Source organism: Pseudomonas sp. JL2, from assembly GCF_031570495.1.
Lineage (GTDB): Bacteria > Pseudomonadota > Gammaproteobacteria > Pseudomonadales > Pseudomonadaceae > Aquipseudomonas > Aquipseudomonas rhizophila.
In genome coordinates, this window is sequence record NZ_JAKUDH010000019.1 from 74,510 (window position 1) to 98,689 (window position 24,180).

General features: G+C 61.1%; 25 protein-coding genes. 13 read left to right on the top strand and 12 right to left on the bottom strand.

What is annotated here, in order from left to right; translation table 11 throughout:
* The 3 genes from MKS85_RS21590 (at position 1) to ureC (ending at position 2,677) form a co-directional block, all read left to right on the top strand.
* Positions 1-534: an N-acetyltransferase gene (locus MKS85_RS21590; RefSeq protein WP_003197345.1), complete on the top strand. Its 534-nt coding sequence runs from the start codon at positions 1-3 to the stop codon at positions 532-534.
* Entirely contained in the window at positions 531-836 is a 306-nt protein-coding gene (locus tag MKS85_RS21595) for an urease subunit beta (protein WP_014336352.1), read from the top strand. Before MKS85_RS21590 ends, MKS85_RS21595 begins: the two co-directional genes overlap by 4 nt.
* A gap of 140 nt (positions 837-976) precedes the next feature.
* Complete coding sequence (gene ureC / locus MKS85_RS21600) at positions 977-2,677, top strand: urease subunit alpha (RefSeq protein ID WP_188252145.1); 1,701 nt, start codon at positions 977-979, stop codon at positions 2,675-2,677.
* 169 nt (positions 2,678-2,846) lie between these two features.
* Here ureC and MKS85_RS21605 read toward each other — a convergent pair whose 3' ends face one another.
* Positions 2,847-3,146, bottom strand: a complete 300-nt coding sequence (locus MKS85_RS21605; RefSeq protein WP_047227357.1) for a chaperone modulator CbpM — start codon at positions 3,144-3,146, stop codon at positions 2,847-2,849.
* A 50-nt stretch (positions 3,147-3,196) separates the two neighbouring features.
* Positions 3,197-4,138, bottom strand: a complete 942-nt coding sequence (locus tag MKS85_RS21610) for a DnaJ C-terminal domain-containing protein (RefSeq protein WP_047227356.1) — start codon at positions 4,136-4,138, stop codon at positions 3,197-3,199.
* Between the two features lie 297 nt (positions 4,139-4,435).
* Here MKS85_RS21610 and MKS85_RS21615 point away from each other — a divergent pair, with 297 nt between their 5' ends.
* Positions 4,436-5,710, top strand: coding sequence for an Hsp70 family protein (locus MKS85_RS21615; RefSeq protein WP_188252146.1), 1,275 nt, complete (start codon positions 4,436-4,438; stop codon positions 5,708-5,710).
* Between the two features lie 133 nt (positions 5,711-5,843).
* On the opposite strand, the gene MKS85_RS21620 is transcribed toward MKS85_RS21615, so the two are convergent.
* From MKS85_RS21620 to MKS85_RS21635, 4 genes are all read right to left on the bottom strand, one after another.
* Positions 5,844-6,857: an AI-2E family transporter gene (locus MKS85_RS21620; protein ID WP_047227354.1), complete on the bottom strand. Its 1,014-nt coding sequence runs from the start codon at positions 6,855-6,857 to the stop codon at positions 5,844-5,846.
* Positions 6,858-7,089: 232 nt separating this feature from the next.
* The gene (locus MKS85_RS21625) at positions 7,090-7,380 is read right to left on the bottom strand and encodes a PsiF family protein (RefSeq protein WP_047227353.1); all 291 of its coding nucleotides are present in this window, start codon (positions 7,378-7,380) and stop codon (positions 7,090-7,092) included.
* Positions 7,381-7,593: 213 nt separating this feature from the next.
* Positions 7,594-8,484 (bottom strand): triacylglycerol lipase, encoded by an 891-nt coding sequence (locus tag MKS85_RS21630; protein ID WP_047227352.1) that lies wholly within the window; start codon positions 8,482-8,484, stop codon positions 7,594-7,596.
* Positions 8,485-8,553: 69 nt separating this feature from the next.
* Positions 8,554-9,192 (bottom strand): NAD(P)H-dependent oxidoreductase, encoded by a 639-nt coding sequence (locus tag MKS85_RS21635; RefSeq protein WP_310663133.1) that lies wholly within the window; start codon positions 9,190-9,192, stop codon positions 8,554-8,556.
* A 138-nt stretch (positions 9,193-9,330) separates the two neighbouring features.
* Here MKS85_RS21635 and MKS85_RS21640 point away from each other — a divergent pair, with 138 nt between their 5' ends.
* Positions 9,331-10,272: a LysR substrate-binding domain-containing protein gene (locus MKS85_RS21640; RefSeq protein WP_047227350.1), complete on the top strand. Its 942-nt coding sequence runs from the start codon at positions 9,331-9,333 to the stop codon at positions 10,270-10,272.
* Between the two features lie 56 nt (positions 10,273-10,328).
* Entirely contained in the window at positions 10,329-10,859 is a 531-nt protein-coding gene (locus tag MKS85_RS21645; RefSeq protein ID WP_047227349.1) for a bacterioferritin, read from the top strand.
* Positions 10,860-10,968: 109 nt separating this feature from the next.
* Here MKS85_RS21645 and MKS85_RS21650 read toward each other — a convergent pair whose 3' ends face one another.
* Positions 10,969-13,044, bottom strand: coding sequence for an AsmA family protein (locus tag MKS85_RS21650; RefSeq protein ID WP_188252147.1), 2,076 nt, complete (start codon positions 13,042-13,044; stop codon positions 10,969-10,971).
* Between the two features lie 386 nt (positions 13,045-13,430).
* Here MKS85_RS21650 and MKS85_RS21655 point away from each other — a divergent pair, with 386 nt between their 5' ends.
* The 7 genes from MKS85_RS21655 (at position 13,431) to MKS85_RS21685 (ending at position 18,639) form a co-directional block, all read left to right on the top strand.
* Entirely contained in the window at positions 13,431-13,853 is a 423-nt protein-coding gene (locus MKS85_RS21655) for a hypothetical protein (RefSeq protein ID WP_139048501.1), read from the top strand.
* 157 nt (positions 13,854-14,010) lie between these two features.
* Positions 14,011-14,643 (top strand): TetR family transcriptional regulator, encoded by a 633-nt coding sequence (locus tag MKS85_RS21660; RefSeq protein ID WP_047227346.1) that lies wholly within the window; start codon positions 14,011-14,013, stop codon positions 14,641-14,643.
* A 272-nt stretch (positions 14,644-14,915) separates the two neighbouring features.
* Positions 14,916-15,416 carry an urease accessory protein UreE gene (gene ureE / locus MKS85_RS21665; RefSeq protein WP_047227345.1) on the top strand — a complete coding sequence of 167 codons (501 nt, stop codon included), beginning with the start codon at positions 14,916-14,918 and terminating at the stop codon, positions 15,414-15,416.
* On the top strand, positions 15,413-16,087 hold the full coding sequence (locus tag MKS85_RS21670) for an urease accessory protein UreF (RefSeq protein WP_076382884.1): 675 nt from the start codon (positions 15,413-15,415) through the stop codon (positions 16,085-16,087). Before ureE ends, MKS85_RS21670 begins: the two co-directional genes overlap by 4 nt.
* Before the next feature lie 9 nt (positions 16,088-16,096).
* The gene (gene ureG, locus MKS85_RS21675; protein WP_047227343.1) at positions 16,097-16,711 is read left to right on the top strand and encodes an urease accessory protein UreG; all 615 of its coding nucleotides are present in this window, start codon (positions 16,097-16,099) and stop codon (positions 16,709-16,711) included.
* Positions 16,712-16,755: 44 nt separating this feature from the next.
* Positions 16,756-17,328 (top strand): HupE/UreJ family protein, encoded by a 573-nt coding sequence (locus tag MKS85_RS21680; protein ID WP_047227342.1) that lies wholly within the window; start codon positions 16,756-16,758, stop codon positions 17,326-17,328.
* Between the two features lie 180 nt (positions 17,329-17,508).
* Positions 17,509-18,639 carry an AGE family epimerase/isomerase gene (locus MKS85_RS21685; RefSeq protein ID WP_139048502.1) on the top strand — a complete coding sequence of 377 codons (1,131 nt, stop codon included), beginning with the start codon at positions 17,509-17,511 and terminating at the stop codon, positions 18,637-18,639.
* A 118-nt stretch (positions 18,640-18,757) separates the two neighbouring features.
* On the opposite strand, the gene MKS85_RS21690 is transcribed toward MKS85_RS21685, so the two are convergent.
* The 5 genes from MKS85_RS21690 to MKS85_RS21710 all read right to left on the bottom strand — a co-directional run bounded on the left by MKS85_RS21690 (position 18,758) and on the right by MKS85_RS21710 (position 24,155).
* The gene (locus MKS85_RS21690; protein WP_047227340.1) at positions 18,758-19,522 is read right to left on the bottom strand and encodes an SDR family oxidoreductase; all 765 of its coding nucleotides are present in this window, start codon (positions 19,520-19,522) and stop codon (positions 18,758-18,760) included.
* Between the two features lie 853 nt (positions 19,523-20,375).
* Complete coding sequence (locus MKS85_RS21695) at positions 20,376-21,092, bottom strand: ABC transporter ATP-binding protein (RefSeq protein ID WP_076382886.1); 717 nt, start codon at positions 21,090-21,092, stop codon at positions 20,376-20,378.
* Positions 21,089-21,961 (bottom strand): ABC transporter ATP-binding protein, encoded by an 873-nt coding sequence (locus MKS85_RS21700; protein ID WP_047227338.1) that lies wholly within the window; start codon positions 21,959-21,961, stop codon positions 21,089-21,091. Before MKS85_RS21700 ends, MKS85_RS21695 begins: the two co-directional genes overlap by 4 nt.
* Positions 21,958-23,238: a high-affinity branched-chain amino acid ABC transporter permease LivM gene (gene livM / locus MKS85_RS21705; RefSeq protein WP_076382888.1), complete on the bottom strand. Its 1,281-nt coding sequence runs from the start codon at positions 23,236-23,238 to the stop codon at positions 21,958-21,960. The genes MKS85_RS21700 and livM overlap by 4 nt, the downstream gene beginning before the upstream one ends.
* 2 nt (positions 23,239-23,240) lie before the next feature.
* Positions 23,241-24,155, bottom strand: coding sequence for an ABC transporter permease subunit (locus tag MKS85_RS21710; protein WP_047227336.1), 915 nt, complete (start codon positions 24,153-24,155; stop codon positions 23,241-23,243).
* Positions 24,156-24,180: the final 25 nt, after the last annotated feature.

The window sequence follows — 24,180 nt, forward strand, 5'->3', positions numbered from 1 at the left end:
ATGAACCCCGCCCAGTTGCGCCGAGTCCACGCCGAGAGCTTTGCGCACTACCGCCAGGGCCTGATCGATCTGTTGCTCGACGCCGTCGGCTATGGCGCCAGCGTGGGGTTCATGGCCGATCTCGATGCGGTCCAGGCACGCGCCTATTTCGATGAGGTTCAGGCCAGTCTCAACCAGGGCCACTTGCTGCTGTGGGTGGTGGTCAAGGATGAACAGGTGCAGGCCAGCGTCCAACTTGCCCTGTGCCAGAAACCCAACGGCCTCAACCGTGCCGAAGTGCAAAAGCTGCTGGTGCGCGGCGAGGCTCGCCGCCGCGGCCTGGGCCAGCAATTGATGAGCGCCCTGGAACTCGGCGCCCGCCAGCACAAGCGCGGCCTGTTGTACCTCGACACGGAGGCTGGTTCCGAGGCCGAGGCATTCTACCGCGCCATGGGCTACACCCGCGTCGGTGAACTGCCCGACTATTGCCAGAGCCCGGACGGGACGTACACCCCGACCGCCATTTACTACAAGACTTTGGGGCAACCGCAATGATTCCAGGCCAATACCAGGTCCAGCCCGGCGACATCGAACTCAACGTCGGTCGCCGCACCCTCACCCTGAACGTCGCCAACAGCGGCGACCGGCCGATCCAGGTCGGCTCGCACTATCACTTTTTCGAAACCAACGACGCCCTGACCTTCGACCGCGCCGCCAGCCGTGGCATGCGCCTGAACATTCCGGCCGGCACCGCGGTGCGCTTCGAACCGGGCCAGAGCCGCGAGGTGGAACTGGTGGATTTGGCGGGGCATCGCCGGGTGTTCGGGTTTGCCGGGCGGGTGATGGGCGACCTTTAAGCCATGGAGGCCTGTACTGGCCTCATCGCGAGCAAGCTCGCTCCCACATTTGATCGCGTATCCCTGTGGGAGCGAGCTTGCTCGCGATAAGTGAGCGCAGCGAACGGTTTCAACATTCAATTGAATCTCAAGGCAAGCACATGAAAATCTCCCGCCAAGCCTACGCCGACATGTTCGGCCCCACCGTCGGCGACAAGGTCCGCCTGGCCGACACCGAACTGTGGATCGAGGTGGAAAAGGACTTCACCACCTATGGCGAAGAAGTGAAATTCGGCGGCGGCAAAGTGATTCGCGACGGAATGGGCCAGAGCCAGCTGCTGGCCGCCGAGGTCGTCGACACGCTGATCACCAACGCGCTGATCATCGATCACTGGGGCATCGTCAAGGCCGATGTCGGTCTCAAGGACGGGCGCATCAAAGCCATCGGCAAGGCCGGTAACCCGGACATCCAGCCCGATGTGACCATCGCCATTGGCGCCAGCACCGAAGTGATCGCCGGTGAAGGCATGATCCTCACCGCCGGCGGTATCGACACCCACATTCACTTCATCTGCCCGCAGCAGATCGAAGAAGCCTTGATGAGCGGTGTCACCACCATGATCGGCGGCGGTACGGGCCCGGCCACCGGGACCAATGCCACCACCTGCACCTCCGGGCCGTGGCACCTGGCGCGCATGCTCCAGGCCGCCGACGCTTTCCCAATGAACATCGGCTTCACCGGCAAGGGCAACGCCAGCCTGCCAGAGCCGTTGATCGAGCAAGTCAAGGCCGGTGCCATCGGCCTGAAGCTGCACGAAGACTGGGGCACCACCCCGGCGGCCATCGACAACTGCCTGAGCGTGGCCGACCAGTACGACGTGCAGGTGGCGATCCATACCGACACCCTCAACGAATCGGGTTTCGTGGAAACCACCCTGGCCGCGTTCAAGGGCCGCACCATCCACACCTATCACACCGAAGGCGCCGGTGGCGGCCATGCGCCAGACATCATCAAGGCCTGCGGTTTTGCCAATGTGTTGCCCAGCTCCACCAACCCGACCCGGCCGTTCACCCGCAACACCATCGACGAACACCTGGACATGCTGATGGTCTGCCATCACCTGGACCCGAGCATCGCCGAAGACGTGGCCTTCGCTGAAAGCCGCATCCGTCGTGAAACCATCGCCGCCGAAGACATCCTCCACGACCTGGGCGCGTTCTCGATGATCAGTTCCGACAGCCAGGCCATGGGCCGCGTCGGTGAAGTCATCACCCGCACCTGGCAGACCGCCGACAAGATGAAAAAGCAACGCGGCGCCCTGCCCGGCGATGGCGAAGGCAACGACAATTTCCGCATCAAGCGCTACATCGCCAAGTACACCATCAACCCGGCGATCACCCATGGCATCAGCCATGAAGTGGGCTCCATCGAAGTGGGCAAGTGGGCCGACCTGGTGCTGTGGCGCCCGGCGTTCTTCGGCGTCAAGCCGACCCTGATCCTCAAGGGCGGGGCGATTGCCGCCAGCCTGATGGGCGACGCCAACGCCTCGATACCGACACCGCAACCGGTGCACTACCGACCGATGTTCGCAAGCTTCGGCGGCTCGCGGCACGCCACCAGCCTGACGTTCATCAGTCAGGCCGCCGCCGAGGCGGGGCTGCCCGAACAGCTTGGACTAAAGAAAAGAATTGCCGTGGTCAAAGGCTGCCGGGATGTGCAGAAAACCGACTTGATCCACAACGATTACCTACCGAACATCGATGTCGATCCACAGACCTACCAGGTCAAGGCCGATGGAGTGTTGTTGTGGTGTGAACCGGCTGATGTGCTGCCGATGGCGCAGCGCTATTTTCTGTTTTGAGGTGAATCAGGCCAGACACATACCCCTGTGGCGAGGGAGCTTGCTCCCGCTCGGTTGCGCAGCAACCGCCAAAGGAGGGGCTGCTACGCAGCCCAGCGGGAGCAAGCTCCCTCGCCACAGAATGAGGAAATTATGTGCCTGGCCCTGGTCTCGGGCAGGCTTAATCAACCTACTCCACCAACCGCCCCAACCGCTGCTTGAGCATGCGGTTTTCGCTGCGCAGTTGCTGCACTTCTTCCAGCAGGTCCAGCGCCAGGGCGACACCTTCCCATTCCAGTTCCAGCTCGCGGCGCAGCTTGGCCGCACGCCGGGCCAAGACCAGTTCGTAATCGGTGAAGCGCCAATCCGCCGGGGCCGCGCCATGGGGTTCGAGAATGCCATGCTCGACGATTTCGATCACATGGACATCCGCCAACGCAGCGGCCTCGCAAAATTCCATCAGGTTCAGTTCAATGATCGGGTTGTTCATGGTCTGCTTCTCCCAATGCTTTAACTGTCGAGTCTAGCGCCTCAAAACAGTCAGAAATTCTCCCGCGGATCGAACGCAGCCTTCTTCGCCAGCTCCGCCCACAACGCCTTGACTGCCTCGTCGCTGGCCTTGGGCATCACGGCCTTGAGCTGTACGAACAGGTAACCGCGCTCGCCGGCCTTGTTGCGCAGGCCGTGGCCCTTGGCGCGCATGCGCTGGCCATTCTGGCTGCCGGCCGGAACCTTGAGGTTGATCTTGCCGGTGAGGGTCGGCACCGCCACTTCAGTGCCCAGCGCCAATTCCCACGGCGCCAGGGGCAACGTGATGATCAGATCCTGGCCTTCGACGTCGAACTTGGGGTGCGGGGCAAAACGAATGGTCAGGTACAAATCGCCATTGGCACCGCCGCCAATACCCGGCGCACCCTGGCCCTTGAGGCGGATGCGTTCGCCGTCGGTCACGCCCAGGGGAATCTTCACGTTCAGGCTTTTGCTGGTATTGCTGACGTGCTGGCCGGCGGCGTTGTACTGCGGCACCTGGAAGCTGACCTTCTTCGATTCGCTCGACAGGGTCTCTTCCAGGAAAATCGGTAGTTCCATTTCCACGTCTTGCCCTCGACGGCCGGTGCTGCGGCCTGACTGTCCGCCACCGAAACCCGGCCCGCGATTACCAAAAATCGAGCTGAAGAAATCCGAAAAATCGCCGGTGTCCTGTCCACCGCCAAAGCCGCCCCGGCTTTGCCAGCCCGGCGGTCCCTGGAAAGGCTGGCCGTGCTGGCCATAGCGACGCAGGTCATCGTACTCGGCGCGTTTGTCGGCGCTCTTCAGCGCTTCATAGGCTTCGGAGACGTCCTTGAATTTGGTCTCGGCATCCTTTTCCTTACTCACATCCGGGTGGTATTTGCGGGCCAGTTTGCGATAAGCAGCCTTGATCGTGGCGTCATCAGCCGTCGGCTCCACACCCAGAATCTTGTAATAGTCTTTGAAGTCCATCGAAGGATCACCATCCGTTATCGATATCGCACCGCCACCCGCAGCATGCTCGTGATACAAGTCCTGGGGTTTGACCGATCTCAAGGTTTGTGACCGGGCGGCGCTTCAGAAGTTTATCGGCAGCCGGTGGCGGTTCTTGTACTCGCCTTGTGGCTGCCAGGCCCATGCCAGCAAGTTTGGGGGTGCGACGCTGTCTTTCAAGGCCGGAGTTTACGAATTAGCAGATAACCGGCCTTCGAATCCGTGCCGCACTGACATACACTGCGCGGCCGTTTTTTCAACTGGAATCCGAAAGACATGAAAAACGCATCTCCGGCCCGTGCCTGCGGCATCGACTTCGGCACGTCCAACTCCACTGTCGGCTGGCTGCGCCCCGGCATGGAAACGCTGATTGCGCTGGAGGACGACAAGATCACCTTGCCCTCGGTGGTCTTTTTCAATCTCGAGGAACGCCGCCCGGTGTATGGCCGCCTGGCCCTGCACGAGTACCTGGAAGGCTACGAAGGCCGGCTGATGCGCTCGCTCAAGAGCCTGCTGGGGTCCAAGCTGATCAAGCACGACACCAGCGTGCTGGGCACGGCCATGCCGTTCAAGGATCTTTTGGGACTGTTCATCGGCCAGTTGAAGAAGCGCGCTGAGGCCACCGCCGGTCGGGAATTCGAAGAAGTGGTACTGGGTCGCCCGGTATTTTTCGTCGACGACGATGAAATGGCCGATCAGGAAGCGGAGAACACCTTGGTGGACGTGGCCCGTGCCATCGGCTTCAAGGAAGTCTCGTTCCAGTATGAGCCCATCGCGGCGGCCTTCGACTATGAGTCGACCATCGAGAGGGAAGAGCTGGTACTGATCGTCGACATCGGTGGCGGGACTTCGGACTTCTCCCTGGTACGCCTGTCGCCCGAGCGGCGCACCCATGACAACCGTCACGCCGACATCCTCGCCACCGGTGGCGTGCACATCGGCGGCACCGACTTCGACAAGCAGCTCTCGCTGGCCGGCCTGATGCCGCTGTTCGGCTACGGCAGCCGCATGAAAAGCGGCGCCTACATGCCCACCAGCCACCACATGAACCTGGCGACCTGGCACACCATCAACGCGGTGTACTCGCAGAAATCCACCCTGGCCCTGGGCAGCATGCGCTACGACATCGAAGACACCGGCGGCATCGACCGGTTGTTCAAGTTGATCGAACAGCGCGCGGGGCACTGGCTGGCGATGGAAGTGGAAGAAACCAAGATCCAGCTGACTCACAGCGACCAGCGCCATTTGCTCCTGGACCGAATCGAGGCAGGCCTGAGTGTGGACCTGAGCCGGGAACTGTTTGAATCGGCCATCGACGGCCTGCTGGAGCGGGTGCGCGGCAGCGTCACGCAATTGCTCAACGATGCCAACGTACGCGTCGATCAGGTGGATACGGTGTTCTTTACCGGTGGCTCCAGCGGCATCCCGGCACTGCGCAACAGCGTCTCGGCGATGCTGCCCCAAGCGCTGCATGTGGAAGGTAATATCTTCGGCAGTATTGGTAGCGGGCTGGCGATCGAGGCGATGAAGCGCTACGGCACGCAGGTCTGACCTGACACCGAGGCGCCTGCATCGCGAGCAAGCTCGCTCCCACAGTCAACCGCGTTCCTTCTGAAGAAATCCGGTCCACTGTGGGAGCGAGCTTGCTCGCGATGGCGCCAGATCAGACGCCACACCCACCGGATCAAACCATCCCCACCTGCTTCAACTCACTCTTCAAGTAAGCATAATAAATCGGCCCCGCCACCACGCCCGGCAGGCCGAACGCGGCTTCGAACACCAGCATCGCCATGAGCAATTCCCAGGACTTGGCGCTGATCTGCCCACCGACGATGCGGGCATTGAGGAAGTATTCGAGCTTGTGGATCACGATCAGGTAACCCAGCGCCGCCATTGCCACCCAGATCGACAGCGACAAGGCGACGATGGTGATCAGGGTGTTGGACATCAGGTTGCCAATGACCGGCAGCAGCCCCAACAGGAACGTCATGACGATCAGGGTCTTGGTCAGCGGCAGGTGGATGCCGAACAGCGGCAGCACCACCGCCAGGAAAATCCCGGTGAAGAAGGTGTTGAGCAGGGAAATCTTGATCTGGGCGAACACAATGTTGCGGAACGCCTTGACCAACAGGCTCAGACGGTCGAACAGCGCCGCCGCCAGGGGCTTGCGCTTGGTCAGGTCGGGGATGCGCTGCAGGGCGACGATAGCCCCCAGGACCATGCCGATCAACAACGTCACGAACATGTGGGCCGCATCCTTGCCCACCAACTGCAGCTCGCTCAGGTGCTTGCTCATCCAGTCGCCAATGGCCACCCGAAACTCGGCCGCGCTGGCCGGCAGGTAGGCGTCGATGAACGGTGGCAACTGCCCCCGGGCGCGGTCGACCACCGTCATGAACATGTCCAGGGATGCGCCAGGGTTTTCCGCCTCATGGAGCAGGAAACTGAAGGCCCCGGCGAAAATCAACGACAGCACACTGACCACCAGCGTGCCCAGCAGCGCCACCGCCAACCAGCGGGCCCGCCGGCCCTCGATCAGCCGTTGCAACTGCGGGGTGAGCATGTTGACCAGCTCGAACACCAGCAAACCGGCCAAAAGGCTCGGCAACAGGCGCAGTGGCAGCACCAGCAACAACCCACCAAAAATGATCACCCAACTGATCACCAACAAGACATGACGCTGAGAAAACGTTGGCATACAGCCTCAGAACAAAACGGCGTGAAAGGATCGGCAGTCTGCCAGCGTTCCACCAACAGCACTAGGGATTGTATCGGCTGACCTCGATCACAGTGCAGGTGTTTTTTTGTAGCGCCTTTGCCGGCCCCATCGCGAGCAGGCTCGCTCCCACAATGGACCGGGCAGTGCAAATCAACTGTGGAAGCGAGCCTGCTCGCGATGAGGCCTTCACCGTCTGAAAAAATCCCGGCGGTTATTTTTTCTTCAGACACTCACTCATGAACGCTTTACGCGCATCGCCTTTCAGTGCCTGGGTCGTGGCCGTGGCGTTGCAGGTTTTCATGCGTTCCTGCGGGGTGCTGGCATCGACGGGGGTGGCCTTGAGGCAGTTGCTCATGAAGGCTTTGCGCTCGTCTCCCTTGAGGGCCTTGGCGGTGGCGTCGGCATTGCAGGTGGTCATCTTGTTCTGTTGGGCCGTGGCGGCGAAACCCTGGGAAGACAGCAGCAACCCGATCACCAACAAAGGAACACGCAGCATCTTCATGATGTTTTCTCCTGGCTGCCGCACGATGGGTACGGCGATGAGGTGCAGTGTAGACAACGCCTGTTACACCTTCATCTGCGCGAATTTCCGTGCCTGATTGACCGTCATCGCGAGCAGGCTCGCTCCCACAGTTGACCGCACTCCGCCAGAAGAAACCCAATCCGAATGTGGGAGCGAGCCTGCTCGCGATGACGGACAACCCGACCTGAAGCCCTACACGCCGGCAGCCTTCAACCGCTGCGCATGCTCGACGAACAAGCGAACCGGCTCGGCGCCCTTGCCCACCAGCCCCAGCGACTGGTTGATGATATCGAAGTGATCCAGCGGATAGTCATCGCCGATCACCGTGCCCAAATGCGAGCTGTAACGCCCGACCATGCCGTCGCACTGCCCGGCCTCACGCACGAAAGTGCGGGCGAACAGCCGGCAGCTCCGGTGGGTGCCATCAAACAGGTTACGCCCCCTGTTGGTCTTGCCTGGCTGCAAGGTTCCGGACCAGGAGTAATAACGCACGCCATTGACCACTTCCGGTCCGTTCCCGCCCCACGTTTCTGGCAGGCCCTGGGGATATTGCTGGTTGAACAGGGCCACGCCCGCGGTAGTGAGAGAGGCGTGGGACGCCTGGATATCCACCGGCAACCGGGGCCCGCGATAACCGGTTTCCAGCAGGCTCATCAGGGCGCCGATCAACCGCAGCAAAGCACTGAGCAGGCGACCCTTGGCGCTGTTGGCCGGGTAATGGGCCTGCAGGTAATCAGCCAGCTCGGACCCATGGTTGGTGCCGGCCACCGAAGTGACCGATGCCACCAGGTCCGGGCGCTTGGCCGCCGCGTAGCGTGCCGTGAGGGCGCCCTGGCTGTGGCCGATCAGGTTGACCTTCTGCGCACCGGTTTGCGTGAGGATCTCCTCGATCCGCGCGAGCAACTGCTCGCCGCGCACCTCGGATGAGTGCAGCGGTGACACCTGCACAGCAACCACCACTGCCCCACCCCGGCGCAACGCCGAGACGATCCCGTACCAATACGGATACAGCACCAGACGAATGAACCCGAGCATTCCGGGGACCAGCACCAGCGGGTAACGAGTGGCGCACTGTTGTGACATGGCGACATCCTTGATCAATAGGTGGTCAGCATCGGTATCGATGATGACCAGTCTATGACACCCGCGCCATCAGAACGTCTGCGCCAACCCCAGCAAGCGTTGCTCGGCCTCGGCACAGGATTGGGCGAAACTGCGCTCAGCCGACTCCTCACTTTCGGCGGCAACCACCGTCACATCGGTGATACCGATAAAGCCCAGCACGGTGCGCAGCAGCGTGTCGGCGTGGTTCATCCCTTCAAGCTGACCACCCGGCCCGAAACCGAAGTCGCCTCGACTGGTCACGATCAGCGCTTTCTTGCCCAGTACCAGCGGTTCGTACTGTGACACACCGTTATCCAGGCTGTGGTTGAACGTCAGCCCGATCCGCACGATCTGGTCGATCCAGGCTTTTACACCGCTGGGCACGCTGAAGTTGTGCATGGGCGCGGAGATGACCAACCGATCATGGGCCTGCAATTCCGTCACCAATGCATCACTGAGTGCCAGATCCGCCTGCATGGTCAGCGGTCGGGCTTGCGGTTCGGGGTAGAACGCCGCCGCGATGAACGCTTCGTTGACCGGAGGAATCACGGTGCGCCCCACTTCGCGCCGGCTCAGCTGGGAGTGCGGATGGGCCGCCTGCCAGGCCGAGACAAAGCTTTCGGTCAGGCGTCGGGAGTGAGAACGCTCGCCACGAGGGCTGCCATGCACGACAAGAATTTTGCTCATCTGAATCTCCTTGGGTTGCGACTACAATCAATAGAACTTTTCGGCTTAAAGCTTGATGTCCAACGCGGTAGCCGGGCAAATGAGGACTCGTCACGCAAGATGAGTTAATTTCATCCATGGCACTTCAGGAGATCAGTAATGTTTGCCACGCTGCCCCTCAACGCACTGCGGGCCTTTGAGTCTGCCGCACGGCTGCTCAGCTTCAAGGCTGCGGCGGCGGAGCTGTCGGTGACACCCACAGCGGTTTCCCATCAGATCCGCGCCCTGGAAACCTGGCTAGGTGTGCAGCTGTTCGAACGCCAGCCGCGCCAGGTGCGGCTCACCGACGGCGGCCAACGCTTGTTCCACAGCCTGCACGGGGCCCTGCTGGAAGTGGCGCAAAGCGTCGACACCCTGCGCCCGCAACGCACCAACACTCACCTGACACTGTCCACCACCGCAGCGTTTGCCACCCTGTGGCTGGTGCCGCGCCTGGGCCGGTTTTATGCGCGTCATCCGAATATCAACGTGCGCCTGGACACCCACTGCGAAGTGGTCGATCTGCATCAGGACGCCAGCGTCGATCTGGTGGTGCGCTACAGCCTGGACAGCTACCCGAACCTGTACGGCCTGTGCCTTTTCGATGAACACTTCGGCGTGTACGGCTCGCCGGAACAAGTGGCCCTGGCCGCGCAGAGGCAGCCCACGCTGATCAGCGTGCGCTGGCACAATTCCAAACTGTATGCCCATGGCTGGGAAGCCTGGTGCGCTCAGGCCGGCGAAACCTGGCTGGCCCGGCAACCTTGCATGCGCGAGTACGATGAGGAGCATTACGCCCTGCAAGCGGCGATAGCCGGGCAAGGCCTGGTACTGGCGAGCAACATCCTCGCTTCCGAAAGCCTCGCCAGTGGCCTGTTGGTGGCTTATCGGCCGCAGATTCAGGTCAACGGCGCTGGCTACAGTGCCCTGTGCGTTCCAGGCCGTGAACGCCATCCACCGGTGCGGGCATTCTTCCAGTGGCTGGAGGAAGAGGCGCGGCAGTCCGCTCATGCACTGAAAAATTCGGTAAAACTTTTCGAGGATCGCGTCACTCAGATTTAGAGCGATCACGCCAACAGAGCGTGACGCCCTACCGGATCAGCCTCCAGGAGAATGCTATGAGTGACATGCACCTATCCGATGTAACCACCCTGCGCGAACGGGCACGGCAGAATGTGCAGAACGGCGCGGTGACCGAGGGCTACAGCGCCGATCGACCGGAAGTCATTCGCCTGCTCAATGAAGCGCTGGCCACAGAGCTGGTGTGCGTGCTGCGCTACAAGCGCCACTACTTCATGGCCACCGGCCTCAAGGCCAGCGTGGCGGCAAGCGAGTTTCTCGAACACGCCAACCAGGAAGCCGAACACGCCGACAAGCTCGCTGAGCGCATTGTGCAGTTGGGCGGCGAGCCGGAGTTCAACCCCGACCTGTTGACCCGTAACTCCCACGCCCAGTACGTGGCGGGGAACACCCTCAAGGAAATGGTCTACGAAGACCTGGTCGCCGAACGGATCGCCATAGACAGCTACCGGGAAATCATCCAGTACATCGGCGAAAAGGACCCGACCACCCGGCGAATCTTCGAAGACATCCTGGCTCAGGAAGAAGAGCATGCCGATGACATGGCCGACATCCTGGCCGATTTGTAATACCGCTATCGCGAGCAGGCTCGCTCCCCCATTGAATCGTGTCCTGTCGCGGTCGATGTGGGAGCGAGCCTGCTCGCGATGGGGCCAGTAACCTCACCGCAAAGCCTGGCTAGCGGGTTGGTTTGACCGTCACCGGTGCCTTGCCGGCCTTCATCTGCTCCAGCAACGGCGCACACTGGTTCGGCTCGCCACCGCTGGGCGCAACCAGGGCCAACAACCCGGCCGCCGGCGCGGCAATGACGCCCAGCGCTACCATCCCGGCCCCACGCAGCATCAACGGCACGGCCTTGACGCCCGCCGCCGGCTTGGCGAAGGTGCCTCGCACGTACAAGGGCGAGCGCAGGGAAATCAAGCGCCAACCCTTGGACTCCGGAGTGATGGTCAGGTCCAGTTGTTCGGTGGCCATGTTCGCCGTGCCATCGACATAAATAATCGCGTTCGCCGTGTCGAACACGAACAGGCGAGTGGTCGCCAGGCCGGTCTTGATGTCGAAGTCCGCTGCTGCGCAGTTGATCTTCACTTCCTCGTCGCCAAAGATTTTCCCCACCACATAGTTGCCGACGTTCAGCCCCGCCAGTTCCATCAGTTCCCGACTGATGGCGCCGTCGTTGATGAGCATTTTCAACGTGCCGTTGGAGGTGCCCAGCAACGCCGCCACCGAATTGCCACGGCCGGCGATATCGGCATCGCCGTTCAGCTCACCGAAGCTGGTTTTCATCGGCGCGAAACCGGGGAACAACTCCTTGAGCTTGAAACCCCGCGCCGTCAGCTTCGCCTGTCCCTCAAGGGGCCGGGTGCGGCCGTTGAGGCGGATCTGCGCGTCGAGCCGGCCACCGGCCACACCGAAGCGCAGGGGCTCGAGGCTTAGTTGACCGTCGTTGAGCACCAGATGCGTGTAAAGGTCGGTGAACGGTAACTGCTCACTGTGGACGATTCGTTTGCCAGTGAACTCCACGTCGGCATCCATCACGCCCCAGCGCTCGGTACGAAACTCTTCCACGGGCAGTACTTTGTCGGACGGCTGTTTGCTCGCGCCGCCTCGGGCCTTTTGTTCGGCGTTGGAATCGGCGCCGATCAGGGGGGCCAGGTCGCTGAACAACAGTTGATTGGACACCAGCGCGCCACTGAGTTTTGGCCGCGGCTGGCTGGCAACGTAGGCCAGGTCACCGTGAATATCGCTATCGCCGATCTTGCCGTTGAAGGCCTCATAACGAAACAGTGCCCCGCCGGGCTCGTGGAGTTTGGCGATCAGGCGGCCATCGGTGGAATAGGGCGGCGAATCCGGCAGGGTCACGCCGGTCAGCGGATAAAGATTGGCCAGGCTGTTCCCGGCCAGCTTCAAGCGCAGATCCAGCGCCCCCAGGTTCATCGGGTCGGTCAGCGTGCCGGCCAGTTCGACTCGGGTATCACCGATCTTCGCCTGAGCCTGCAACGGAAAAGGTTGCGACGCATCCTGCAGGGCCAACAGGCCACCGACCTTGCCGGAGCCTGCCAGGTTCTGCCCGTGGTACTGGCCGTTGACCTTGAAGGCAAACGCATAATCCTGGGGAGCCGCACCTGCGTCCCGGGCTTTTTTCGCAGCTTTGTCGCCGACGATATCGCTGAACGGGATGGGTTTGCCCAACGGGTCGATCAACAGGTCCAGGCGGGTTTTCAGCGTCTGGTCATCAACAGTGACATGGCCTTTGTCAAAGCCAATGGTGCCAATGTCCACGACCCAGCTGGACGGCTCGGCGTCGGGGTCTTTCGGATCGAACTCGAACGTCCAGTTGGCGCGACCATCGGCCAGGCGTTGCAGGTTGGCGTCGGGCTCGGTCAGGTCGATGCGGGGAATTGCCACTCGCCGGGCCAGCAAGGCCAGGGGCGAAATGCGTAATTCGACGCGCTTGAGCGTGACCATTTGCGCAGTTTTCGACCATTCCGGGTTGCCCAGGCTCAAGTCTTCGGCCACCACATGGGGCCACGGCACCCAGGCCCGCCAGCCGCCTTCCAGCGGTTCGCGCTGCCAGACCACCGCCAGGTTGCCATTGATGGCGAACGGGCGATGCAACTCTTCGGAAACCTTGGCATTGAGCGGCGGCTTTATCCGGTTCCAATCGAAGAACGCGATGACCAGCACCAATACGGCCAGCAGGAAAACAAGGCTGGCGAAGGTCCAGGCGAAGATTTTTGAGGTGCGCGTCATGCACAAGGCTCCTGATGACAAATCTGCGTCCGGACGGCGACGCCTTGGAAACACGAGCCTGTAATCGGCTCGTTGTGAAGAGTAGGACTGGCGATACGGCCAACTGGTTTAACACTTTGGGCGACGGGCGGTACAAAAAACTGAAAAAATCCTGACCAAACCGCCAACTACCTGTTACCGCCCCCGCACTTTTGCGTGGCATCAATGGGTACAAAATACCCACTGCGGTGCAAAACCACGCCTCGCAAAGGCCCGTTCTAGAGCCTTTCCACAGAACAATCAATTCCGTTGATTATTACCATTGCCTTTATGAACTTTTATATCGACTTATCGAGAGTAGCATTGCCTCCGTACCCACTTTATCGCCCTCCCAAGGAGCAATGATCATGAAACGCCAATTACTGATGAGCCTCACCCTTTCAATGCTGGCCTCCACTGCTTTCGCACTGCCAGCCTCCGAACAAGCCACGCCGCAGGTTAAAGACAGCCGTTCGGTCTATAGCCAGACCGTTGCTGAAGATGGCTTCGACCAGACCCGTCAAGGTCAGGAAGTGGCTGAAGGCGGCTACGAACGTACCCCTCAAGGCCAAGAAGTAGCTGAAGGCGGCTACGAACGTACCCCTCAGGGCCAGGAAGTGGCTGAAGGTGGCTACGAACGTACCCCTCAGGGTCAGGAAGTCGCTGAAGGTGGCCGTGACCGCCTGGAAGAAAAAGGCCTGGTTGAAGGTGGCTACGAGCGCACCCCACAGGGCGCCATTGCCGAAGGTGGTGGTGACCGTGTGATCGAACGCAACAGCGCAGTGAGCTGAGCCCATGGTGGCCTGGAAAAAAGCCCGATTCCTGCAATCGGGCTTTTGACTTTCCGAGAACCTCGTTTTCCCCGCTATATCCCCCTCTACCGTTCGACGTCGGCAAAGCCGATTTGCTAGAGTGCGTCGCTTCCGTGAATCAGAAGTCAGCCCTGCGATGCTGCCCCGCGCCGAACAGAAACAACAGACCCGCAATGCCTTGATGGATGCAGCCCGTCATTTGATGGAGTGCGGCCGAGGGTTCGGCAGCCTGAGCCTGCGCGAAGTAGCCAGAACCGCCGGCATCGTACCCACCGGGTTCTACCGGCATTTCGACGACATGGACCAACTGGGCCTGGCACTGGTCAGCGAAGTCGGTCAGACCTTCCGCGAAACGATCCGGCTGGTGCGCCACAACGAATTCGTCATGGGCGGCATCATTGATGCCTCCGTGCGTATTTTCCTCGACGTGGTCCAAGCCAACCGTTCGCAATTCCTGTTTTTGGCCCGTGAGCAATACGGCGGCTCGCTGCCCGTGCGCAAGGCCATCGCCTGTCTGCGTGAAGGCATCAGCTCGGACCTGGCCGCCGACCTGGCATTGATGCCCAAATTGCAGCACCTGGACCTTGCCGCTTTGAGCGTAATGGCCGACCTGATCGTCAAAAGCGTGTTCGCCACCCTGCCTGACATCATCGACCCACCCGCTCACGCTCTCCCCGAACACCTCACACCCCAGGCGAAGATTACCCAGCAACTGCGGTTCATCTTTATTGGCCTCAAACATTGGCAAGGGCTGGGCAGTACCGAGTAGCCGCCGAGATGTTTCCTTTGTGGGAGCGAGCCTGCTCGCGATAGCGGTGGCTCATTCAACCTTGATTCCACCGATGCACCGCAATCGCGAGCAGGCTCGCTCCCACAGTGTTTCGCGCAAGCTGCAAAATGGTGCGCGACATCGACAAGCGCACCATAACGGCACGCAATCCGCCCCATCCTGAAACGCCATCCCAGCTATTTCCTACACCTTCTTCGATTGGCAAGCCCCTTGCTCTAAACACAGCACCGTTCATTGCTGGAAGCACTCCGATGCTGGTGATTCATCGCAGAATCGACACTCAACCCCGCTGGGACGCCGAGCTGCACCTGACCTTCGACGCCCGCAGCAAAAGCCGCCTGCGCTGTTTCAGTGCCGAGGGTGAAGATGTGGGGTTGTTCCTTGAGCGAGGTCAGCCGCCGTTATACGACGGCGAATGCCTGCAAGCTGAAGACGGACGCATCGTGCGCGTCTGCGCCCGCCCCGAACAATTGCTGCATGTCACCTGCGCCAATGCATTTGAACTGACCCGCGCGGCCTATCACCTGGGCAATCGCCATGTCGCCCTGCAAGTGGGCGATGGCTGGCTGCGCCTGCTGGACGATTACGTGCTCAAGGCGATGCTCGAGCAACTAGGTGCCAGCGCCGAAAACATAGAGGCGCCGTTCCAACCGGAACACGGCGCGTATGGCGGCGGCCATCATCATTCCCGACACGGCGACGAAGATTTCAACTACGCGCCACGCCTGCATCAGTTCGGCGTACGCACATGAACCCGGCGTGGGCGCTGCTGCGTCTGGCCAGCCCGCAATTGCCGATCGGCGGCTACAGCTATTCCCAGGGATTGGAGATGGCGGTGGATAACGGTCAAGTCAAAACCTGCGACGACGCCCGTCGCTGGATCAGCGATCAGTTGCTGTTGAACCTGGCACGCTTCGAGGCGCCTTTGCTACTGGCCCACTGCACCGCCGCCGCCGCCGACGACTGGGACGCCTTGCTGCAACACTGCGAGGAACACCGCGCCAGCCGGGAAACCCGCGAGCTGCATCAGGAAAGTCGGCAGATGGGTTATTCGTTGCAGCAGTTGCTGGGCGGCCTGCCGGAACTCGATGCCGCGGCACGGCGCTTTCTTGAACAACGTACTGAACCGCACCTGGCCCTGGGCTGGGCCTTGGCCGCCCGCGCCTGGAACATCAGCCCCCAGGACGCCCTGGCCGCCTGGTTATGGAGCTGGCTGGAAAACCAGTTGGCCGTCCTGATGAAGACCCTGCCCCTGGGCCAGCAAGCCGCCCAGCGCCTGACCAGCGAACTGCTGCCACTGCTGCAACAGGCTCAACACAACGCCTCGAACATTGATCCCGACCATTACGGCAGCGCCACGTTTGGCCTGTCCCTGGCGTGCATGGCCCATGAGCGCCAGTACAGCCGCCTGTTCCGTTCCTAGGAGACCCTCATGAATACACAACCTCTGCGCGTCGGTATCGGCGGCCCGGTAGGCTCCGGCAAAACCGCCCTGACCCTGGCCCTGTGCCTGGCCCTGCGTGAACGCTACAACCTGGCGGTGGTCACCAACGACATCTACACCCGTGAAGATGCCGATTTTCTGGTGCGTAACGAAGCCTTGGCGCCGGAGCGGATCATCGGCGTGGAAACCGGCGGTTGCCCGCACACGGCGATCCGCGAAGACGCCTCGATCAACCTTGAGGCCGTGGATCAATTGAACCGACGGTTTCCGGGGCTGGATCTGATCCTGGTGGAATCGGGCGGCGATAACCTTTCGGCGACCTTCAGCCCAGAGCTTTCGGACCTGACCATTTATGTGATCGATGTCTCGGCCGGCGACAAGCTGCCGCGCAAAGGCGGGCCGGGCATCTGTAAATCCGACCTGCTGGTGATCAACAAAATCGACCTGGCGCCACTGGTGGGTGCGTCCCTGGAAATGATGGACAGCGACACCCGTCGGATGCGCAACGGCAAGCCGTTCGTGTTCAGCAACCAGAAAACCGGCCAGGGCCTGGAGCAGATCATCGCCTTCATCGAACGCCAGGGCCTGCTGACCGCCGCCTGATTTTCAACTTCAACTGTTCACACGCTCAACAAGGAAGCTTATCCATGACATTCAAACGCCTGCTTGGCGCCCTCGCCCTGTTGCTGACCCCGGCCTTGGCCTTTGCTCACCCTGGCCATGGCGATAACGGCCTGATGGCCGGCCTCGGTCACCCCATCGGCGGGCTGGATCATCTGCTGGCCATGCTGGCGGTCGGCTTGTGGGCCGCCCAACAACAAGGCGCGGCGCGCTGGGCGCTGCCGTGCACCTTCGTCGTCAGCATGCTGATCGGCGGTTTGCTGGGCTTTGAAGGCCTGGACCTGCCTGCGCTGGAAAGCGGGATTGCCGCCTCGGTGCTGGCCTTGGGCCTGGCGGTGGCACTGGCGGTGCGCCCGCCGCTGAGCCTGGCGATTGGCGCGACGGCGGTGTTCGCGCTGTTCCATGGCGTGGCCCATGGTCTGGAACTGCCGGACATGACAAGCCCTTGGGCTTATGCGGCCGGTTTTGTCGCGGCGACGGCGGCGTTGCATGGCGCAGGCTACGCCGTGGTTCGCGTCTTGCCGCAAGCGGCCGCCCCTCTGGTGCGTCTGGCCGGAGCGGGTTCGGCGGCGGCTGGAGTGTGGTTGTTGGCGGGTTGATTTTCAGCACCCATCAAGGCTAATCGCGAGCAGGCTCGCTCCCACAGGGTATGGCGTACGCCAATAAATGTGGGGGCGAGCCTGCTCGCGCTGACAGACTGGAAGGCCTCGCCTCTCTCGAACTTGCCACTCTGCTACCATGTCGCGCAATCACCCCTCCAGCCGTGACGACGTCCACCAATGCCCGATGCTTCCCGCCCCGCTCCTGCACCTGAACTGACTGCCCTGTTCGCCACGGTACGTCAGCACTTTCACGACGTGATCGTGCCGATGTGGCAAGGCCCGGGATGGAATGCCGAGCTGGCGCTGCCCTATGAATCCCTCGATACCCGGCACAAGCCGCTCGAGCCCCAGCGCTACCGGGCGATGGCCTGTGCGCGGCAGCTATACGTGTTCGCCAGCCTGATCGGCGAAGCGCCACAGGCCGAAGAACGGGCTGGCGCACTGTTCCGCTCGCTGCAGCGGCACTTCCATGATGGCGAACATGGTGGCTGGTTCTACAGCATTGACCCCCAAGGCGTACCGCTGGACACCGGCAAAGACCTCTACACCCACGCTTTCATCCTGTTTGCCTGTGCCCATTACTGGAGCAAGGTCCGCGAGCCGCTGGTGGAGTCGGTACTCAACGCGGCCCTGGAAGTCATCGCCCGGCGCTTTGCGACCGGAGACGGCCTTTACGAGGCCAGCCTGGGACGCGATTGGTCGACCCGCGCATCCGGCCCGCTGCAAAACCCGTTGATGCACCTGGCCGAAGCCTTCCTCGCCACCCTCTCGGTTCGCGACGACATCAACGTGCGCCAGGCATTGCTGGCCCTGTGCGATGCCATGTTCAAGCACTTCATCGACCCGCAGCAGCGCGTCATGATGGAGAAACCGGTCAAGGCTGTGGATAACTGGTTTGAGCCAGGCCATCAGTTCGAGTGGTATTACTTGCTGGCCTCATCGCCCCTGTTGCGCGGCGGCAAGTTGCACACAGCCCTTGATAGCAGCTTCAGCCGTACCGAACAGCAAGGCGTGAGCCCGCAGTCCGGCGCGGTGTGCGCCATGCTGAGCCTGGGATCACAGGTACCGCGGGACGCCACCCAGCGCATCTGGGCTCAGGCGGAATATTTGCGGGCACTGACATTACGCCCGGGCAATCAGGGCGCATTGCTGCATCAACTACGGGCGTTGCAGCAGCACTTCCTGCATGCCAACGGCTGGAACGAATGCCTGGACGCCGACGGCACTGTCAGCCGCCAGGACATGCCATCGACCACGCCGTATCACCTGCTGACCTGCTATCGCGGGCTGGCTGATTATCTGGCCTGACCGGTAAATCGCTATCGCGGGCAAGCCTTGCTCCCACAGAGTTGGCTCATCTATGGGGGCAAGGTCGGCCAAATCCCTGTGGGAGCAAGGCTTGCCCGCGATGAACGATAACGCGGTCTTACGCCTTGTTGCGCTCAATGGCAAACCCGGCCCAGGTCTGGCTCACAGGCATCAATTCCAGACTGTTGATATTGATGTGGGCCGGAGTGTTGAGCACCCAGAAAATGGTGTCGGCGATATCCTGCGGCTGGATCGGCTCGGCCCCGGCATAGGTCGCGTTGTAGCGTTCCTGGTCACCCGCAAAGCGCACCAGGGAAAACTCGCTCTCGCACAGACCCGGCTCAATGTTGCTTACCCGCACGCCAGTGCCTTGCAGATCGCAACGCAGGTTCAGGGAGAACTGTTTGACGAACGCCTTGCTCGCCCCGTACACGTGGCTGCCAGGGTACGGATAGTTGCCGGCGATGGACCCCAGGTTGACGATCCCGGCACCACGGCCATGAGCGATCAGCCGCGGCAACAGCAGGCGGGTGCTGTAGATCAAACCTTTCACGTTGGTATCGACCATCGTGTCCCAGTCATCGAGGTCGCACTTGGGCGCGGGATCAACGCCCAGCGCCAGACCGGCGTTGTTGATCAAGCCCCGCAACTTGGCGAAGGACGGTGGCAGGTTGGCGATCGCCTCCTCCATGGCTGTGCGGTCACGCACATCAAGCACCAGACCATGGACTTCAGTCTGCTTCGACAACTCGGCGCACAGGGCAGTGAGGCGTTCTTCACGACGACCGGTCAGCACCAGTTTCCAGCCTGCTTCGGCAAAACGACGGGCACAGGCTTCACCGAAACCGGACGTTGCGCCGGTAATAAACAGGGTGTTGGACATCGTGTTCTCCTTGGGGCTCAAAACAGCCAATGAATGGAAATCGGCCCACAGCATGCCCGGCCTGGCACAGCATGGGCAAGACTTCTGGAAGCGAGGTTTCATTCGAGCATTGATCATAAAACAACCAATCGGCGCCAGGCCTTATGAAACAAGGGCCACAGGCGGTTGCCCGCACCTTATCCACAGGCGGGTCCACAGCAATCGGGGGCAAGTGCAAACTCCCCAAGCCGCTGTGCATAAGGCTTTGCGAGGGATTTGGAAAATTTTTTCCCTTGACCCTGCAATGCAGGTTGTGCAGATCGACTTATCTGCTATAAGCCGACGGTAAAAAGAACGATGGCTTCAAGCCAGCAAATTCGGCCCTCAGCGCGGTCTTTCCAGAGTTTAATCACAGACTTATCCACAGGCTTGCGCACAGATTTCCAAGCCTTCGGCGACCCTCATAAAAGTGTTGACAACCCTCGTACCCGCTTGACCGAAATCCTCTGATCAAAAAACAACCACACGCCTGAAAGCCACGTATTTAGAGGCTTACAGCCAGCTACTCCCACCTTACCCACAGCCGGTTCCACAGCAAACGGGGACAAGTCAAAACCGTGACAAAACAACTGTTTGCGGCGACTTTATGTCGCGGTTTCGCAGGGGCTCAGGATTGTTGTCCACAATTCTCGGGCACAGCACCAAACCCTGTGGGAGCGAGCCTGCTCGCGATGGGGGGCATGTCCGATACAGAGAGGTTGGATGGTCCGGCGCCATCGCGAGCAGGCTCGCTCCCACAGGGGGAATGGTGGTGGATTTGAAAGATAAAAAAACCGGCGATTCAATCGCCGGTTTTTTCATGGCTGGCCTTGTGTCAATGGCCGCCCAGATACGCGTTGCGCACCTCTTCGTTGACCAGCAGTTCCTTGCCGGTGCCGGTCAGGCGGATTTCACCGTTGACCATCACATAGGCCCGGTCCGACAGCCTGAGGGCGTGGTTGGCGTTCTGCTCCACCAGAAAGATCGTCATGCCGGTGGACGCCAGTTCCCGCAAGGTGGCGAAGATCTGTTTGACCACGATCGGCGCCAGTCCCAGGCTGGGTTCATCGAGCAGCAACAACTTGGGCCGGCTCATCAGCGCCCGGGCGATGGCGAGCATCTGCTGCTCGCCGCCGGACATGGTCATGGCCCGCTGGTTGCGCCGCTCCTTGAGCCGCGGGAACAGCTCGAACATGCGCTGCATGTCTTCGCTGGCGTGCTTGTCACCGATGGGAATGGTGCCCATCAACAGGTTTTCCTCAACAGTCATGTCAGGGAATACCCGCCGTCCTTCCGGCGATTGCGCGATGCCGTTGGAGGCGATGTAGTGGGACGATTTGTGCGTGATGTCCACGCCCTGGTAGATAATTTGCCCACTCGCCGCCCGCGGCTGGCCGAAAATCGACATCAGCAACGTGGACTTGCCTGCACCGTTGGAGCCAATCAGGCTGACGGTTTCACCTTCCCCAATGTGCATCGAGACTTTTTTCAGGGCCTGGATCGGCCCGTAGAATACGTCCAGCTCCTTGAGTTCGAGGATAGGTCCACTCATACCAGCTCCTCTTCATCGGCACCCAGGTAGGCTGCGATCACCTTCGGATCGTTGCGAATCGCCTCGGGACCGCCCTCGGCGATCACGTTGCCGTGGTCCAGCACCACGATGTGGTCGGAAATGCTCATTACCATGCCCATGTCGTGTTCGATCAGCACCACGGTCAGATCGTGCTCGTCGCGCAGCAGCCGGATCATCGCGCTCAGCGCTTCGGTTTCCTGAGGGTTTAGGCCGGCGGCCGGTTCGTCGAGACAGATGATCTGCGGGCGGGTGCACATGGCCCGGGCAATTTCCAAGCGCCGTTGCTGGCCATAGGAAAGTTCGCCCGCCAGCCGGTTGGCGCAATCCACCAGGTCCACCACTTCCAGCCAGTAGAAGGCGTGGTCCAAGGCATCGCTTTCTGCCTGGCGGTAACCCTTGGTGTTGAGCACGCCCGCCACCAGACTGCGATTGACCCACATGTGCTGAGCCACCAACAGGTTCTCCAGCACGGACATTTCCTTGAACAGGCGAATGTTCTGGAAGGTCCGCGCCAGGCCTGCACGGTTCACCAGGTGGGTGCCGCCGAACATCTTGTAGAACACCCGGCTGGCGAAGGATTTGGGGGACACGAAGTCAGTGGGACGAAACGGTTCGCCCAACAGCTTGATGACATCGGTCCGCTCGCCGCGCACATTGAGCTCGATTTTGCCGCCCGTGGCCTTGTAGAAACCGGTCAGGCAGTTGAACACCGTGGTCTTGCCCGCACCGTTGGGGCCGATCAGGGCGAAGATCGAGTTGCGCTTGACTTGCAGGCTGACGTCGCTGAGGGCCTTGATCCCACCGAATTGCATCATCAGGTTTTCAACGGTAAGCACGACTTCGCTCATGGCGCTACTCCCTTACGCGGCGTCACCCCGGTACGACTGATGCGAATCAGGCCGCGCGGGCGCCAGATCATCATCAACACCATCAGCACGCCGAACAGCAGCACCCGGTATTCCGAGAAGCTGCGCAGCAACTCCGGCGCCACGGTGAGGACAAATGCAGCGATGACCACGCCCACTGTCGACCCCATGCCGCCCAGTACCACGATCGCCAGAATCAGCGCCGACTCGAAGAAGGTGAACGACGAGGGGTTGACGAAGCCCTGGTAACTGGCAAAGAACACGCCTGCCAGGCCCGCCGTGGAAGCACCAATGGTGAACGCCGAGAGCTTGACCAGCACATGGTTCAGGCCCATGGAGCGGCAGGCGATCTCGTCTTCGCGCAAGGCTTCCCAGGCGCGACCGACCGGCATGCGGGTCAAGCGATGCTTGACGTAGAGCACCAGCAGCACGGTGATGAACAGGACGATGTAGATGAACAGGAATTTGACGTTGGGGTTGTAGGCCATGCCGAAGAACTCGTGGAACGGCACCCCGCCCTCCTTCGCTCGCCGGCCGAACTCCAGGCCGAAGAAGGTCGGCGACGGCACCGGCATGCCATTCGGCCCGCCGGTAAACGACAGCCAGTTGTTGAGCACCAGCCGGATGATCTCGCCAAAACCCAGGGTCACGATGGCCAGGTAGTCACCGTGCATTCGCAACACCGGGAATCCCAATATGCACCCGGCCATCGCCGCCGCAATCGCCGCCAGCGGCAGCACCGTCCAGAACCCCAGGCCCAGGTATTGGTAACCCAGCGCCAGGCCATAAGCGCCGATGGCATAGAACGCCACGTAACCCAGGTCAAGCAGCCCGGCCAGGCCGACCACGATGTTCAGGCCCAGGCCCAGCAATACATAAATCAGCCCGAGGATGACCACCGTGAGCACGTATTTGTTGGCAAAAAACGGGAACACGATGGCAATCACGATCAACGCCGGGATGATCCAGCGCAGGCGCGACTTGTAGTCTGGCGGCAGCACATGCACGCCGGAACTGGTGCTTTCGAACCCCTGGAGAATCTTCAGACCCTTGGGGGTTTGCAGAAACAGGCTCAAGGCAAAGCGCCCGACCATCACGATCGCCACCAGCCAGCCCACGCGGGCCGGTTGCAGGTTGAAGCTGTAGCCGTCGAGCACCACGCCGACAATCGGCCCGAACACGATCAGCGAGATCAGGCCGGCCAGGATCGCGTCGATGACGCTCTTTTTGATATCAATCGGTTTATTGGCAGCAGACATACTTATACCTTCGCCACGTGTGGGCGACCCAACAGGCCTTGGGGACGGAAAATCAGAATCAGCACCAGCAGCGAGAAACTGAACACGTCTTTGTAGTCAGAGTTGATCAGACCGGCGAACAGCGACTCGGAGATGCCGAGGATGATCCCGCCCAGCATCGCCCCAGGCAGGGAACCGATGCCGCCGAGTACCGCCGCGGTGAACGCCTTGATGCCGATGATGAAGCCGGCATAGAAGTCGAAGGTGCCGTAGTTCATGGTGATCAGCACACCGGCCAGGGCCGCCATGGCCGCACCGATGACGAACACATAGGAAATCACCCGGTCGGTGTTGATCCCGAGGATGGAGGCCATCTTGCGGTCTTGCTGGGTCGCGCGGCACATACGGCCGAGCTTGGTGTACTTGATGATGTAGGTCAGCAAGGCCATCCCGGCGAATGCGGCGACCAGGATGAAGATCTTGGTGTAGGTCAGCTGGACGAAGCCGCTGCCGATGTCCACGCGCATGGCGCCTTCGAGCAACGTGGGCACGCCCTGTTGGCGAGCGCCCTGGCTGATCTGGGCATAGTTCTGCAGGATCAGCGAAATGCCGATGGCACTGATCAGCGGTGCCAGGCGAGTGGAGTTACGCAGGGGTTTGTAGGCGACGCGCTCGATCACCCAGCCGTAGACGCCGGTCACCACCACGGTGAACACCAGCGTGCCGAGAATCATGAGGGGGAAGGATTCGATACCGAACCAGGCCAGCAGAGCCAGACTGATCGCCGCGAGGTACGCAGAGATCATGTAAACCTCGCCGTGGGCGAAGTTGATCATGCCGATGATGCCGTAGACCATTGTGTAGCCGATGGCGATCAGACCATAGACCGACCCGAGGGTCAGGCCATTGATCAGTTGCTGCAGGAAAATACCATCCATAACGCAATCTCACGCATTTGAGAGA

Coding starts and splice junctions, on each gene's coding strand:
- MKS85_RS21630 (WP_047227352.1), bottom strand. CDS start 8,484: ATGTCACAACAGTGCGCCACTCGTTACCCGCTGGTGCTGGTCCCCGGA.
- MKS85_RS21670 (WP_076382884.1), top strand. CDS start 15,413: ATGAACCCGGCGTGGGCGCTGCTGCGTCTGGCCAGCCCGCAATTGCCG.
- MKS85_RS21660 (WP_047227346.1), top strand. CDS start 14,011: ATGCTGCCCCGCGCCGAACAGAAACAACAGACCCGCAATGCCTTGATG.
- MKS85_RS21645 (WP_047227349.1), top strand. CDS start 10,329: ATGAGTGACATGCACCTATCCGATGTAACCACCCTGCGCGAACGGGCA.
- MKS85_RS21610 (WP_047227356.1), bottom strand. CDS start 4,138: ATGGACTTCAAAGACTATTACAAGATTCTGGGTGTGGAGCCGACGGCT.
- livM (WP_076382888.1), bottom strand. CDS start 23,238: ATGTCTGCTGCCAATAAACCGATTGATATCAAAAAGAGCGTCATCGAC.
- MKS85_RS21590 (WP_003197345.1), top strand. CDS start 1: ATGAACCCCGCCCAGTTGCGCCGAGTCCACGCCGAGAGCTTTGCGCAC.
- MKS85_RS21605 (WP_047227357.1), bottom strand. CDS start 3,146: ATGAACAACCCGATCATTGAACTGAACCTGATGGAATTTTGCGAGGCC.
- MKS85_RS21595 (WP_014336352.1), top strand. CDS start 531: ATGATTCCAGGCCAATACCAGGTCCAGCCCGGCGACATCGAACTCAAC.
- MKS85_RS21685 (WP_139048502.1), top strand. CDS start 17,509: ATGCCCGATGCTTCCCGCCCCGCTCCTGCACCTGAACTGACTGCCCTG.
- MKS85_RS21710 (WP_047227336.1), bottom strand. CDS start 24,155: ATGGATGGTATTTTCCTGCAGCAACTGATCAATGGCCTGACCCTCGGG.
- ureE (WP_047227345.1), top strand. CDS start 14,916: ATGCTGGTGATTCATCGCAGAATCGACACTCAACCCCGCTGGGACGCC.
- MKS85_RS21700 (WP_047227338.1), bottom strand. CDS start 21,961: ATGAGCGAAGTCGTGCTTACCGTTGAAAACCTGATGATGCAATTCGGT.
- MKS85_RS21640 (WP_047227350.1), top strand. CDS start 9,331: ATGTTTGCCACGCTGCCCCTCAACGCACTGCGGGCCTTTGAGTCTGCC.
- MKS85_RS21615 (WP_188252146.1), top strand. CDS start 4,436: ATGAAAAACGCATCTCCGGCCCGTGCCTGCGGCATCGACTTCGGCACG.
- MKS85_RS21625 (WP_047227353.1), bottom strand. CDS start 7,380: ATGAAGATGCTGCGTGTTCCTTTGTTGGTGATCGGGTTGCTGCTGTCT.
- MKS85_RS21690 (WP_047227340.1), bottom strand. CDS start 19,522: ATGTCCAACACCCTGTTTATTACCGGCGCAACGTCCGGTTTCGGTGAA.
- MKS85_RS21695 (WP_076382886.1), bottom strand. CDS start 21,092: ATGAGTGGACCTATCCTCGAACTCAAGGAGCTGGACGTATTCTACGGG.
- MKS85_RS21620 (WP_047227354.1), bottom strand. CDS start 6,857: ATGCCAACGTTTTCTCAGCGTCATGTCTTGTTGGTGATCAGTTGGGTG.
- ureG (WP_047227343.1), top strand. CDS start 16,097: ATGAATACACAACCTCTGCGCGTCGGTATCGGCGGCCCGGTAGGCTCC.
- ureC (WP_188252145.1), top strand. CDS start 977: ATGAAAATCTCCCGCCAAGCCTACGCCGACATGTTCGGCCCCACCGTC.
- MKS85_RS21650 (WP_188252147.1), bottom strand. CDS start 13,044: ATGACGCGCACCTCAAAAATCTTCGCCTGGACCTTCGCCAGCCTTGTT.
- MKS85_RS21635 (WP_310663133.1), bottom strand. CDS start 9,192: ATGAGCAAAATTCTTGTCGTGCATGGCAGCCCTCGTGGCGAGCGTTCT.
- MKS85_RS21680 (WP_047227342.1), top strand. CDS start 16,756: ATGACATTCAAACGCCTGCTTGGCGCCCTCGCCCTGTTGCTGACCCCG.
- MKS85_RS21655 (WP_139048501.1), top strand. CDS start 13,431: ATGAAACGCCAATTACTGATGAGCCTCACCCTTTCAATGCTGGCCTCC.